Raw genomic sequence first — 13,615 nt, forward strand, 5'->3', positions numbered from 1 at the left:
AGTTTGAGTTCGAATGGGCTAGCAGGCGGCGGGCGTCTCATTCGGCTGCCGCGACGACTGGATCAGCATCAACAGATCGCCCGCCTCGATCGGACACGGTTCGTCTTCGTAAAACGACAGCACGCGCCCCGCACGCACGAGACCCACCACCACCGCGCCCGGCAGCGCATTGCTCCAGCGGCCGATCTCCTGCGCCGTCGCCCGACGTTCGACCAGGTTGACACGGCCACGTGCCGACAACAGGTCGTTCACGAAGGGCACGATGTATTCGCTGTCCACCGCGTCGGCAAGCAGCAAGCCGCCGATCTTGGTCGACGAGACGATCACGTTCGCCCCGGCCTGGCGCAACTGCCGCTGGTAGGTCTGCTCCTGAATCCGCACCACGATCTTGGTCTGCGGCGCGACGCTGCGCACGGTCAGCGTGAGCAGGATAGCGGTGGCGTCGTCGGTGACGGCGATGATCACCGCGCGGGCGATCTGCACCTGCGCCTGTTGCAACAGATCCTCGCGCGACGGATCGCCGAGCAGACCGGCGACGCCGAGCGCCGTGGCCGCTTCGAGCGCCGCCTGCTGCGGATCGATCACGACGATCGCCTCCGCGGTGAAACCGCTTTCCAGCAACTCGCGCACTGCGACCGAACCGCTCAATCCATAGCCGCAAATCACGACGTGATCGCGCAACTGCTTTTGCAGGCGTTTCATGCGGAATTCCTCGATGACGCGTTGAATGACGAACTGATAGGCGGTGCCGAGAAACACGAACCAGATGACGATGCGGATCGGCACGATGAAAAAGGCGTCGATGAGCCGCGCGCGGGCGGTCACCGGCACGATGTCGCCGTAACCGACGGTGGCTACCGTCACCATCGTGAAGTACATCAGATCGACGATGCCGAGGACTTTGCGGTTGGCATCGCGCAAGCCGTCCCGATCGAGATAGAGCACGGCGAAGGCGAGCACGCACAGGCCGACCACCAGATAGACGCGATGCAACAGCATGCGTTGCGGGGACGCCGCCGGCCGCGTGAACAGCGTGCGGGCGCGCGGCGCCTGCCAGGGCGTGCGGGCACGGCGCGGCAAACGGAAGCGCGGCAGACGTGGCTCCGGCTTGGGCGAATCAGGCACGCGGCGGCTCCCGCAGTCGATGACAAGCGATTCTACGACGCCGGACGCGCCGCGGGGCCGGATCGCGACAGCGGGACGTTAAGCCGCCCCGCTGTCACTGCGACGTATTTTTATCGGCGCCCTTCTTGCCGCCCTTGAACATGGCGCGGCATGCCGGGCTCAGTTCATCGACGTGCTGCTTCATGCAGGCGGTGATCTTGTCTTCGTTGGGAATGTCGGCGGCGCAAAAATGCATGGCGTCGCCTCGGCAGGCCTTGGTCTGTTCGTCGCGGCTGGCAGCGTCCGCCGTGGCAGCGGAGCCAAGAGCAATCAAGCTGGCAGCAAGGAGGGCGTAGGTTCGTTTCATGGCGGTTCCGGTAACACTAGAGTCGATACCGCGTATCAGCAGAAAACGGGCCCGATCACCCCGCTCACCGTGCGACAAAAAACGCCGCCCGCCGCGGCTAGCGTGCGATCCGGCTGAGCGTCATGCCGCGTCCCGCGTAGAAACGCGTCATGGTGTCGAATGGCAGATACACATCGGCCTGATGCGGCGCGATACCCGAGGGATTGTGGAACCACACGCCATCGCGGCCGCGTCCGTGCAGCAGGATCAGATGACCGCCCTGGCGCTGATTGGGCCGCTGGGGATAGCGGATCTCCGGGCTCACGGAGACGATTGCCAGCGTCTCGGCGTTCAGCCGCGCGGCCACGTCTTCGAGCGGCGCTTGCGGCAGCACGTCGACCCGAACGCCGAACGCGCCGGCCACCCACTCGGCAAACGGCCGGTAAATCAAACCATCGACGCCGCCATCCTCGCGCATGCGGTACACGCCATGCCGCAACGCTTCGTCGAGCAGCGCGGCGCGCGGCGCGTGATCGATGCGCCAATAGTCGAGCGCCGACTCGAGGCACGTCAGGCCGCACAGCCGCTTAGCCCAGAAGCGGTAACGCTCCGGATCGGAGAAGCCGCTGCGCTGCCAGCCGGGATCGGCGCACGGGTCACTGTGCTGCTCGACGATCCGGCCGACCCATTCGGGACTGCCCCATTGCGTGTAGTACGGCACGCCGACGTGGCGCAAAGTCGCTTCGTTCATGGGTGGTGCGAGAAAAGGATTGCGACAGAAGCGTTTTACAGCATGCTGCGAGGCCGTTGCATCGTGCCGTCGAAGAAACGCTGCAAGCGGAACGCCGACAGATCGAGCGACGCCTGGCCGCCGTCGTTCAATTCCGCGAGCAGTTTGCCGACGATCGGCCCCATCGCGAAACCGTGGCCGCAAAAGCCGGTGGCGATGGTCAAGCCACTGACCTGCGGCGGCGCGTCGATCACCGGAATGCCGTCGGGCAACACATCGATCAGGCCGGCCCACGATTCGACCACCTGCGCGTCTTTCAACGCGGGAAACAAAGCGCGCAGTTTTTTCAACGCCCGCGGCGCGTGGCCCACGTTCGGCTGCGGATGCGGGTCACGCGGATGCAGCACACGCTCGTGTTTCGGCACGCCGCCCGGCAAACGCTCGCGCAGATCACGCAGGCTTGCGCCGTTCAGATGGAAGCTGAACTTCTCGCGCTGCGCCCACAGCTCCGGCAAGAACCACTTGAGCGCGCGGAAATGGCCAAGCGTCATGTCGACATCGACCTGCATGTCGTCGGCGAGATTGATCGCGCCGTTCGCGCGCTGCCGCACGCCGAGGCCGTGGCCCCAGAACGTCGACGCGGTGATGCGCGGCAGCGGATTGGTGCGCATGCAGGTGCCGCGCACCGCCTGCTGCGGCAGTTCGAGCCCGAGCGTTTTGAGCAAACGCCAGCTGCTCGCGCCCGCCGCGCAGATGAAGCGCGAAGTGCGCAGCGGGCCGCGCTCGGTGATCACGCCGGCAATCGCGCCGCCCGCGCGTTCGACGCCGATCACGCCGCAGCCTTCGAAAAACAGCGCACCGGATTCCCTCGCGCGCGCCGCAAAGGCCGCCGCGGCGCGGCGCGGTTCCGCCTGGCCGTCGCTTGGCGTGTAGAGGCCGCCGAGCGCCGGCGCGTGCATGCCGGTCACGACCGTGTCGATCTGCTTGCGGTCGAGCGTGCGCGTGTCGAGGCCGTGCTGACGCGCGACGTCCATCCATTGCCGGAACGAGGCCCAGTCCTCTTCGCCGGTCGCCACGTACAGACAGCCGCCCTGACGCCATTCGAGATCGAAATTCAGCTCGCTTTCGAGTGTTTTCCACAGCGGGATGCCGGCCATCATCAGCGGCACTTCGGCGGACTCGCGGCCCTGCTGACGCACGAATCCCCACGCCCGCGACGACTGCTGCCCGGCAATGCGCGACTTGTCGAGCACCACCACCGAAAGGCCGCGGCGCCCCAGATAGTAGGCGGCCGCGCAGCCCATGATGCCGGCGCCGGCAATCACTACATCGGCGTGCTTCGGAAATGCCTGGTCGGCGGAAGTGAGGTTCGCGTGCAGCGGGTAAGTCGTGGTCATCAGGGCGGGCAGGTTTTAAGTGTGGGCATAATCTTCGCAGGCGGCCTGCTTGTCCGCAATGCCGCGATGGCCGATGACCAGCGGCGCAGGCGGACAAAGGCGCGCGGCGGTGGCGTACGCGCTGGCTTCACGCCATTTATTCGCCAGACGCATATTTGCATTTTATTCGCGAAACAGATATTCGCAAAATATGCGTGACACGAATATTTGACAAATATGCGTGTCACGCATAAAGTGCATTTATTCGTTTCACAGATAATTTGCCATGCTGAATCTCATCGCCACACCGGACCAGGTCGCCCGGCTGCTTGCCGCCAGCCGGCGGCAAGCCGGCCTCACGCAGGCCGAGGCGGCGGCGCGGATCGGCGTCAGCCAGAGCCGCATCTCTGCCTTCGAAAGCGACGCTGCCGCTCTCACCCTCGCACAACTGCTGGCCTTGTGCGGCGCCTACGGTCTGCAGCTGCAACTGCGCGACAAGAGCCAGACGCTGCCCGACCCCACGCCATTGATCGAGTGGTAAGCATGGGACGGCAAACTCACTCGCGCGCACTCTCGGTCTGGGCGAATGGCGAGCGCGTCGGCGTCTGGCGCCTGCCCGCTCGCGGGCCCATGGAATTCGCCTACGAGCCCGCCTGGGTCGCATCGCCCGCGGGACGGCCGCTGTCGCTGTCGCTGCCGTTCACACCGGGCGATCTGGCGCACAAAGGTCCGCGCGTGCTCAACTATTTCGACAATCTGCTGCCCGACAGCGAGGCGATCAGAAAGCGCATCGCCCAGCGCTACCAGACCGAGACGCTCGACGCGTTCGATCTGCTGCAAGCCATCGGCCGCGACTGCGTGGGCGCCGTCCAGCTGCTTGCGGAAGACGATGTGCCGCAAGGCGTCGAACGGATCGAGGGCACGCCGCTCACGGAGGCCGAGATCGAGGCCTTGCTCGCGCGCACGGTCAGCAACCCGGCTTTCGGCGCGCCCGAAGAGGCGGACGAGTTCCGCATCTCGCTCGCCGGCGCGCAGGAAAAAACCGCGCTGCTGTGGCATGACGGCAAATGGCAGCGGCCGCACGGCGCCACGCCCACCACGCACATTTTCAAGCTGCCGCTCGGCCTGGTCGGCAACAAGCTCGCCGATCTCAGTACTTCGGTTGAAAACGAATGGCTCTGTCTGCGGATTCTGCAGGCTTACGGCCTGCCCGTCGCCAACACGGAGATCATGACGTTCGGCAAGCAGCGGGTGTTGAGTGTCGAGCGCTTCGACCGCCAAATGCATTCGAGCGGGCAGTGGCTGCTGCGCCTGCCGCAGGAAGACTTCTGCCAGGTGTACGGCGTGCCGTCGCATCGCAAATATGAAAACGAAGGCGGCCCGGGCGTGCTCGACCTCGCGCGAGTTCTGCAGCAGTCGGTCGAGGCGCGGCAGGACATCGAGACGCTGCTGGCAAGCCAGATTCTGTTCTGGATGCTGGCGGCGCCGGACGGCCACGCCAAGAACTTCAGCATTCGCCTGCTCGCGGGTGGCCACTATCGCCTCACGCCGCTCTACGACGTGATGTCGATCTGGCCGGTGGAAGGCAGCGGCCCGAATCAGTGGTCGTGGTTCAAGGCGCGACTCGCCATGGGCATGTGGTCGCGCAGCAAGCACGACGCGTTTCGCGACGTGCAGCGGCGCCACTTCAACACCATGGCGCTGAAGTGCTCGTACGGCGCGGACGCGGAACCGCTGATTCAACGGTTGATCGAACAGACGCCCGGCGTGATCGAGCGGGTCTCCGCAGAATTGCCCGAACGTTTTCCGGCTAGGGTCGCCGAACGGATTTTCAAAGGCCTGAAAAACTCGGCAGCGAAGCTCGGCACGATGTCTGCTGGCTAGACATTTCGTACGGCCGGCATCGCCTGACATATTTCTCTTTAGATGCAGCGAGGTTTCATCGGTAAAATACATTGATGCTCAATGCATAAAAAGATCGCCAAACCGGCCCGTTTCGACTCTCGCATCGACGGGCCAGACGGCGGTCGTACAAAACGACAGACTGCGATACTTTTTACGGTACATTTGCTGTCCCCTGCGACGCCGCGTCTTTGCGCATTGCATGTGCATGGTCGCGCTATGCCTGTCGTATCGCACTCCCCCAATACCCTTTAAGACGGCGGATTCTCACGCAGCATGGCCAACGAAACACACTCACCTGACTCCATCGCAGTCGCCGAGCGCGTGCGCGAGTTGATGAGCCGGCACGGAATCGGCAAACGCCAGCAGACCACGGAACTGTGCCGCATCCTCGATCTGAGTTTTTCGCAGGGACACCGCAAGTTGCGCGGCAACAGCCCGTGGACGCTCTCGCAAATCAAGAAGGTCGCCGAGGTGTTCGGCGAACCGGCCGCCCAGCTATTCGGCGCGCAATCGCTCGATCCCGGCATGGTCGGCGCGATCGCCCAGGAAGCCGTGTTCAGCATCGGCGCGATCGAACTGGCCTGTACGGCCTGGGTCGGCGCCGCGCTCGAGGCCGGCAGCCGCCCGGAATTTGTCGCGTACTCCCGGCTCGGTCAATGGCGCGTGGCACGCCACGACGGCACGCTTTACCAGAGCGCGTACGAGGTCCACAAGATCGAGATCTATCCGCGCCGCGCCGAAACCGACAAGCCCACCATCGCGGTAGTCGACGACGACCAGGCGAGCGCCGACAACCTGCGCGACTATCTGGAGCGCAGCGGCTTCGCCGCGGTGGCGATCTACGGACTCGCGGCGTTTGCCGACCAGTTGCAAACCCAGGTGTTCGACGGCATCGTGATCGACTGGCTGTTCGGCGCGCAGACCTCGGCGGCTGCGATTCGCGCGGTGCGCGCCTCGGAAAATCCGGACGCGCCGATCTTCGTGCTGACCGGCGAATTGCTGACCGGCAAGGCCAGCGAATCGGAGATCAGCCAGGTGATCCGCAATTACGACGTCGCGTGCTATGAAAAGCCGGCGCGCATGGCGATCCTGGTTGCCGATCTGTCGAAGCGGCTGAACCGGCCTTAGCGGATCCACCCGCGCCGGCAAACGGCTGAAGGCGTGTGCTCAGGTTGATGCCCACCTTCGCCCGGCCGCCCACGCTTCGCCTCACGCCGTATGCCGCGAAGCCAGCGCCCGCTGCAACGCGCTGCGGAGTTCCTCGTAATGTACCGGCTTTAATAACGCATCGAAGAACGGCTGCGAGCCGCCTTCCTCTTCCGCCTTCCCAGTCACTTCTGCCTCCGGCGCATACGCGCTGACCACGATCACCGGCACGCCCGCGGACGGTCCGCCCCGCTTGGCAAAGTCCGCGAGAAACGTATAGCCGTCGCGCTCGGGCATATGCAGATCCAGCAACACCACGTCGCAACGGCGAGTGCCGAGCCAGGCGAGCGCATCGTCGGCGGTGGCGACGGCGTGCGCGTCGAAATTCATGTGCGCGACCATTTCGCTGAGCGACTCGCGGATCAGGCTGTTGTCATCGACGATCAATACGCACGGGCGCGCGCCGCCAGGCTCGGCGCGCGTCGCCACATCTTGCGGTTGCGCGGCGGCGACCGGCGTGACCGGAATCGTCACGGTGAAGGTAGTGCCCTCGCCGACCTTGCTCGCCACCTCGACGGTGCCGCCGAACAGCTTGACCAGCCCCTGCACGATGGTCAGCCCCATGCCCGCGCCTTCGAAACGGCGCGTGCGCGACGCGTCCAGCTGGGTGAACTCCTGAAAGATGAGTGGAATCTGCGCATGCGGCACGCCGGGCCCCGTATCGCTGACGACGAAGACCAGCAGCCCCGGCCGTTGCCGCAACTGCACGCGCACGGTGCCGGTTTCGGTGTAGCGGATCGCGTTGGTGACGAGGTTGTTGACGATCTGGCGAATGCGGTGCGGATCGGAATCGACCAGACCGCTCATGCCGCCCGCCTCGCTCTCCAGTTGCAAACCGCGTGCGGCCGCCGACATCGCGTGTTCGTCGACGATCGACGCCAGCAGTTCGCGCGGCTCGAAATGCTCGTGACGCAACTCGAGCTTGCCGGCGCCGAGGCGCGCGTAGTCGGTCAGATCCTTCATCTGCGCCTCCAGATGCCGGCCCGCGGTTTCGAGCCGCTGGATCACCTTGCGATCCGCCTCGGAGTGATAGTTGAAGCCCAGCAATTCGATCGACGACACGATCGCATGCAATGGCGTGCGCAGTTCGTGGCTGATCATGCCGAGAAACGCGTCCTTGGCGTGACTCGCCTCGCGCGCGGCGCGGCTCGCCTGGTGCTCGGCCTCGAGCGCCGCGTGCTGCTGATGCATCAGCCGTGTACGACGCCGGCCGTTCAGCACGAGCAACAGCGTCGCCGCCGCCGACAGCAACAGCAGCAACAGGCCGCCGGCGAACAGCATACGGCGCTTGTTGATGAAGTCGCGGTTCATCGCCTCGCGATCGGCAACATCGGCAAAGCGGCGGCTCAGCGCGAGATCGTTGACCTCGTTCCAATGCTGACGCAGTTGCGCGACGATCCGGTTGGCCTGGCTGCGGTCTTTCGGCAGCTCGTCGACTTCGGGCCCGATACCGCCCAGCAGCTGATCGAGCGAATGGATTTCATCCAGTTGCCTTTGCAGCAGCGAGAGCTGGGTGGTGAGCCGGCGCGTGGAACCGGCCATCACGTGCAGCTTGGATTGCAGCAACTGATAACGCAGCATCAGCCGCTGATAGTCGTCGTCGACGCCCGACTGATACAGCAGTAGCTGATTCTCGAAGCGCGCGTAGGCGATTTGCAATTGCGCGGCGTCCCAGTAGAAGCCGTCGTACGAACCGGTCAGCTGCTCGGTGGCGCGCGGGTTGAGCAGATTTGCGTACAGCAGATAGCCGATCGCGCCGACCGGTGCCGCGAGCGCGGTCAGCCAGATCAGCACGTAGAACGCACGCCGCCACGGATGGCGCATTATTTGACGATGAGGGCCTTGATCTGCCATACGAATTTCGAATCGCCCGAGGCGCCGGTGAGTTCATCCGGGTACGCATCGCGCGGGTAGATAAGGAACAGCGGCCCGAAGTCGCTGATCTTCAGACGCCGGCCGTTCATGCTGTACGCAACGACCACGCCATAGCGATCGCAGTCCGACACCGGAATGGTGTAGGTATAGTCGTCGAGCGTATGGATCTCGACCTGGGTGCCATTGGCGCCGACTGTCTTCAGAATATCCGCCAGCAACGGTCCTGTGAAGGTGGCACGCGGCGTCCACGTGGTCGAGGTCGTGATCGAGTGGACCGGCAGCGCGAGCAGTTGCGCCTCGGTGAACTGGTAAATCTTGTGCGCGGCGTCGGTAGTCTTGCCGATCTTGCCTTGCACGTCGAGCGATAAAGGCGTGGGCTCCGGCTGAGCCTGCGCGCTCCAGGCGGCCAGCGCGAGCACGAGGCCCGCGGCCCAGCGCGCGCCCGTAACGGCGCGTTGTCGGTCATACACCCTGGCGGTCGACTTGGTCATGTGATTTTTTCCGTTATCTATTCTTCTAGCGGGCGGCTTGAAAGTCGCCGGCCCGCCGCCCCTTTGGCCTTGTTTCTTGTCCCTTGCGCCGGCCGCGGTTTCGCGTCGCGCGTCGGGTTACCGCGCGTCACCCCAACGCGCGATCTTTGAACCGCATGCATAATATCGCCAAAATTCTTTGTCTCAAAAACGAGGGCTCCCGGCCGCTTGAGCACCACCGGCCGCTCCCGTGCCAGAGACGCTCGCCCTACACGCGCCACGCCCTACGAGTCATGAACAAGCCGGTTTTGCCCCTGACGTACGAACAACTCGATCACTGGATCGAATCGCTGCAGCCTGCCTTGCTGGCCGAGCGCTTCGCGATGGCGATCGGCATTCTGCGCGGCGGCGCGCCGCTCGCGCTGATGGTTTCGCACGCCGTCGGCACGCCGGTCGCCTTTCTGCGCTACGACCGCCTGACGCGCACAGTCGCCTGGGATTCGACGCTGCCGATCCCGCCCGCGGGCTCGACCGTGCTGCTGTGCGAGGACATCGCCGGGCGCGGTTTTACGCTGACCGATTGCATCGCGTTTCTTCAGCAGCAGGGTCTCGTGGTCAGGACGCTGACCGGCGCCGTCGACGAGTTGAGCCGCACGCAACCCGACTATGCGATCGACGCGCGCGGCTACTTCGCGTTGTTTCCGTGGGAGCGCCAGGCGTACACCGAGCGATATCGCGACGACTGGGCGCGCGTCGAATCAGGCGCCGCGCCCGCGATGGCCGACGATCACGAATACGCCACCTACGCGATCGACCTCGACGGCATTCTGCTACCCGACGTGCCGCTCGCGCGATACGACGAAGATCTCGCCGCCGCGCTCACCGAGCGCGACGCGCTGCTGCCGTTCGAGGAGCTGCCGGAGATCGACTTGCAGCAGATTCGCACGATCATCACCGGCCGGCCCGAGGCGGATCGCGCGCGCACCGAAGCATGGTTGACGCGCCACGGCTTCGGTCATCTGCAACTGGTGATGCGCACGCCCGACACGCATGATGAGAGCCCCGCCGGCAGCGCCGCGCACAAAGCCGCGGCCGCATTGCGCGGCGGCGTCACGCATTTCATCGAGAGCGATCCGGTGCAGGCGCTGCTGATCGCGCAGCAGGCGCCGCTCTTGCGGGTGATCTGGTGGGATGCGCACACGCAAACCGGCATGCTGGTCGGCGCGCGTGCGTGGACATGACCCGAGCGTCCGGGCGCTAGGCCTCTTTCGCTTCCTTCACTTCGCGGCCGTCCTTGCCGTCACGCACGTGCAGATGCCGCGCGGCGCGCTGCGACGCAACCACGATCAGCTTCATCGTGGCGCGCGTGGCGCCGACGAACAGCTTGCGCGCGATGCGTTCGTCGAAAGCCTCGAAGTCGACCTCCGTGAAGATCACGCATGGCGCCGCCTGCCCCTTGAAGCGGTAGATCGACTCGAACAGCACGTCGCCTTCACGGTACTCCGGGTTGCCGAACAGATCGTACGTGCCGGTGAAACTGCGCAGCCGATGCGGCCCGAGGTGATCGAGCGAGCTCATTGCCGAGCCCTCGCGTCCGCGAAACGACAGCACCACGATGTCCTGCTTGCGAAAACCGAGCGAAAGCGCCTGCGTGATGGCGCGTTTGGTGGCCTCGATGCTGCCCTCGGCGGCATTCGCTTCGTCGTAGACCGAAAGCGAAATGTCCGAGCCGTCGAACGGACTGCCCGACGCGAGCGCCGCGGCGACCGGAACCGAAGCACCGACCACGTCGCGCACGTAATCGAGAATGTCGCGCGGACTGCGATAGTTGGTGGTTTCCTTCAGCGTGGTCCAGCCGGGCAGCGCGACGGGTTCGCGCATATACAGATTCTGCAGCGGGTCTTCGAGCCACCACCACGCCGCGTTGGGGCGCAATAGACGCTCGAGTGCCGTCACCCACGGCTGCTGGAAATCCTGCCCCTCGTCGACGATCAGCACGTCGAATTGCCAGCGCGGATCGATCGGCGTTTCGGCGAAAGTGGTTTCGAGCTGATCGAATACATCGCCCGCCTGAAAATCCGGTGCGCGGCCCGCGTCGCGCGCGATCCAGTCGCAGAGCTGGTGATAGTTCGCCACCTTCGCTTCGGACGGCGCGACTCGCGCGATGTGATCCGCCAGCGGCCGGTTGAAGCACACGTATAGCGGCGTCTGGCCGCGCGCCACCGCGTCCTTCATGACCTGCACCGCGAGTTGCGTCTTGCCCGAGCCGGCCGTGCCGATCACGCGCAGCCGGAACGGCGCGAACTCGAGCCGCCGCGCCCAGGTCGCCAGACCGCCCGCGAGCCGCGTGACGAGCGTGCCCGCCTGGCCGACCAGCGCGCTGGCGTCGGGGCTGAGCGCCAGTTCGTCGGCTAGGAAGTGATGGATTTTCGGCGCGCAGGCAAGACGCGGTTCATCCGCCGGCAAGGCTTCGCGGATGATCGCCGCGAGCCGGTCTTTACGCGTTGCATCAACGATCCGCGCGGGGTTCACGCCGGCGATCGCCGCGTCCTTGACGATGTGGTCCGGACAGTACAGCAGTTCCTCGACGAAATACGTGCCCGCGCCAAACGCGGCGGTAAAGCGCCGATGCAGGCTTTCGATGGTGTGCGCGAGCGCGATCGCCACGTTGCGCTCGGTTTGCAGATAGACCTTGACGAGCCCTTTCGGCGTTTCACGCAGAAAGCCGGTTTTCTGTTCGACGATCATCACGCGTCCGGCCGGGCTGACGATCACGAAGTCGGCTTCGCCGAACACCGAGAAGTTCTGGTTCAGGCGCGTCCAGTGCACGCCGTGATAGACGGTGTAGCCATCGGGCAGCGCCTCTTCCAGCAAGGCCAGCGTTTCGCGTTCGCGAGCCGCGGCGCCGGTCGCGGCGAGGCTCTTCCAGTCGTCGGGAACAATGCGGGCCATGCGTGCCTCGTCGGATTCGGGTGGGCTCATTGTACGCAACGCGCATGCATTCCCGAATCGCTGCCGGGGCGTCGTTTTTGCGACGTGCCTGCCGCCGTGTTTATGCGCCCGTTTGCGGCGCTGCGGCGAGCAGGATCGCGCTCATCGTGTATCGTTACCGGTTGAACGCCGCGCGATGGGCGCGGCTTGCCAACGTAAAAATAAGGATTTACCGGATGATTACGATCTGGGGACGCGCCAACTCGGTCAACGTCCAGAAAGTGTTGTGGTGCTGCGATGAGCTGGTGCTGCCGTATAACCGTGTCGACGCCGGCCTGCAATTCGGCCGTAACAACGAAGCCGACTATCTCGCGATGAACCCGACCGGCAAGATCCCCACGCTGGTCGACGACGACTTCGTGCTGTGGGAATCGAACTCGATCCTGCGCTATCTGGTGCTGCAATACGGCGAAGGCAGCCTGCTGTATCCGTCGGAGCCGAAAGCGCGCGCCAGCATCGACCGCTGGCTGGACTGGTCGTTGTCCACGCTGCAGCCCGCCGAACGCCCGGTGTTCTGGGCGCTCGTGCGCACGCCCGCCGCCGCGCGCGACGCCGCCAAACTCGCCACCGACTTCGACGCCGTCACCGCGCTGTGGCGCATGCTCGACACGCATCTGCAAGGGCGCTTCTTCCTCGAAGGGGAGAAGTTCACGCTGGCCGACATTGTGATCGGCGCCTACGCCAAACGCTGGTTCGGACTCGACGGCGTGGCGCGTCCGCCGCTGCCGAATCTGGAACGCTGGTATTCGCGTATTGCGACGCGCACGGGTTTCAAGAAGTACGTCGACTTCGCTTTGACCTGATCCGTCAGTTCGCGCGTGGTCCGTGGTCCGTGCTCCGGCCACGCGCCCGACTGTCTGATCATGCCGCGCATGGCCAGGGCGGCGACCGGTCGAATTGCGCGCCGCTACAGCGAGACGCGATGGCCTTTATAATCGACGCATGAAGACCGCCAAACCCGCCGCGACCGCCGACAAAGCCGCCTCCGCTCACTCGGATGAGCCCGGGCACACACACGGTGTTTCGCAGGAAGCCGCGCTGACACTCGCGGAAGAATATTGCCGCGAACGCGGCGAAAAGCTCACCCCGATCCGCCGTAAGGTGCTCGAATTGCTGCTGAATTCCGGGCGCGCCACCAAAGCGTATTCGCTGCTCGACGAGATGCGCCAGATCCATCCCGGCTCGGCCCCGCCCACGGTGTACCGGGCGTTGGACTTTCTGCTCTCGGCGGGGCTCGTGCATCGCATCGAATCGATCAATGCCTTCACCGTCTGCCACGATCTGACGCAATGCCAGCACGGCATCCTGGTGGTGTGCCAGCAGTGCGGCAACGTCACCGAATTGCATCAGCCGAAACTGCGCCAGGCGCTAGTCGCGCAAATCGAAGACTCGGGCTACCGTCTCGCGAGCGATGAAATCGAATTGAAGGGGTTGTGTTCTGCGTGCCAGGCGTTGGAAGCCGCGGCGTCGAGCAAGGATTCGGCAACGCCTGTGGCCGTCAAGTAACGGCGTCGACGTTTGGCGACGTTCGCGAACCGCACTCCGCCCCGCTTTGCCGTCAAGCCAGGCATCTGAAGATACGGCGTCTCGCGACGCGGCTGTCAAGCCGCGC

Annotated in this window: 13 protein-coding genes; 6 read left to right on the forward strand and 7 right to left on the reverse strand. The window is 64.9% G+C overall.

The features are described from left to right. Positions 1–18: 18 nt before the first annotated feature. The 4 genes from B0G81_RS12720 to B0G81_RS12735 all read right to left on the reverse strand — a co-directional run bounded on the left by B0G81_RS12720 (position 19) and on the right by B0G81_RS12735 (position 3,577). On the reverse strand, positions 19–1,125 hold the full coding sequence (locus B0G81_RS12720) for a potassium channel family protein (RefSeq protein ID WP_166678985.1): 1,107 nt from the start codon (positions 1,123–1,125) through the stop codon (positions 19–21). Between the two features lie 94 nt (positions 1,126–1,219). Next, the gene (locus B0G81_RS12725) at positions 1,220–1,471 is read right to left on the reverse strand and encodes a hypothetical protein (RefSeq protein ID WP_106280683.1); all 252 of its coding nucleotides are present in this window, start codon (positions 1,469–1,471) and stop codon (positions 1,220–1,222) included. 97 nt (positions 1,472–1,568) lie between these two features. Beyond that, entirely contained in the window at positions 1,569–2,201 is a 633-nt protein-coding gene (locus tag B0G81_RS12730; protein ID WP_134135939.1) for a C39 family peptidase, read from the reverse strand. A gap of 35 nt (positions 2,202–2,236) precedes the next feature. Beyond that, a complete protein-coding gene (locus tag B0G81_RS12735) occupies positions 2,237–3,577 on the reverse strand; it encodes an FAD-binding oxidoreductase (RefSeq protein ID WP_134135941.1) in 1,341 nt (446 codons plus the stop codon). A 265-nt stretch (positions 3,578–3,842) separates the two neighbouring features. On the opposite strand from B0G81_RS12735, the gene B0G81_RS12740 reads away from it, so the two are divergent. From B0G81_RS12740 to B0G81_RS12750, 3 genes are all read left to right on the forward strand, one after another. Next, positions 3,843–4,097, forward strand: coding sequence for a helix-turn-helix domain-containing protein (locus B0G81_RS12740; protein WP_116121332.1), 255 nt, complete (start codon positions 3,843–3,845; stop codon positions 4,095–4,097). Between the two features lie 2 nt (positions 4,098–4,099). Then, complete coding sequence (locus B0G81_RS12745) at positions 4,100–5,440, forward strand: type II toxin-antitoxin system HipA family toxin (RefSeq protein WP_116121331.1); 1,341 nt, start codon at positions 4,100–4,102, stop codon at positions 5,438–5,440. Positions 5,441–5,734: 294 nt separating this feature from the next. Next, positions 5,735–6,589: a helix-turn-helix domain-containing protein gene (locus B0G81_RS12750; RefSeq protein ID WP_116121330.1), complete on the forward strand. Its 855-nt coding sequence runs from the start codon at positions 5,735–5,737 to the stop codon at positions 6,587–6,589. 81 nt (positions 6,590–6,670) lie between these two features. Here B0G81_RS12750 and B0G81_RS12755 read toward each other — a convergent pair whose 3' ends face one another. Both B0G81_RS12755 and B0G81_RS12760 read right to left on the reverse strand, forming a co-directional pair. Then, on the reverse strand, positions 6,671–8,521 hold the full coding sequence (locus B0G81_RS12755) for an ATP-binding protein (RefSeq protein WP_134135943.1): 1,851 nt from the start codon (positions 8,519–8,521) through the stop codon (positions 6,671–6,673). Then, complete coding sequence (locus B0G81_RS12760; RefSeq protein WP_134135945.1) at positions 8,491–9,033, reverse strand: molybdopterin-dependent oxidoreductase; 543 nt, start codon at positions 9,031–9,033, stop codon at positions 8,491–8,493. Before B0G81_RS12760 ends, B0G81_RS12755 begins: the two co-directional genes overlap by 31 nt. 272 nt (positions 9,034–9,305) lie before the next feature. Between B0G81_RS12760 and B0G81_RS12765 the strand changes: the two genes are divergently transcribed. Then, the gene (locus tag B0G81_RS12765) at positions 9,306–10,253 is read left to right on the forward strand and encodes a phosphoribosyltransferase (RefSeq protein ID WP_134135947.1); all 948 of its coding nucleotides are present in this window, start codon (positions 9,306–9,308) and stop codon (positions 10,251–10,253) included. 16 nt (positions 10,254–10,269) lie between these two features. Here B0G81_RS12765 and B0G81_RS12770 read toward each other — a convergent pair whose 3' ends face one another. Further along, positions 10,270–11,964: an ATP-binding domain-containing protein gene (locus tag B0G81_RS12770; RefSeq protein WP_134135949.1), complete on the reverse strand. Its 1,695-nt coding sequence runs from the start codon at positions 11,962–11,964 to the stop codon at positions 10,270–10,272. 215 nt (positions 11,965–12,179) lie between these two features. Between B0G81_RS12770 and B0G81_RS12775 the strand changes: the two genes are divergently transcribed. Then, positions 12,180–12,806: a glutathione S-transferase family protein gene (locus B0G81_RS12775; protein WP_134135951.1), complete on the forward strand. Its 627-nt coding sequence runs from the start codon at positions 12,180–12,182 to the stop codon at positions 12,804–12,806. Positions 12,807–12,945: 139 nt separating this feature from the next. Then, complete coding sequence (locus B0G81_RS12780) at positions 12,946–13,509, forward strand: Fur family transcriptional regulator (protein WP_106280665.1); 564 nt, start codon at positions 12,946–12,948, stop codon at positions 13,507–13,509. The last annotated feature ends 106 nt before the right edge of the window (positions 13,510–13,615 follow it).

Origin of the sequence: Paraburkholderia sp. BL6665CI2N2 (assembly GCF_004366535.1) — a bacterium.
Classification (GTDB): Bacteria; Pseudomonadota; Gammaproteobacteria; order Burkholderiales; family Burkholderiaceae; genus Paraburkholderia.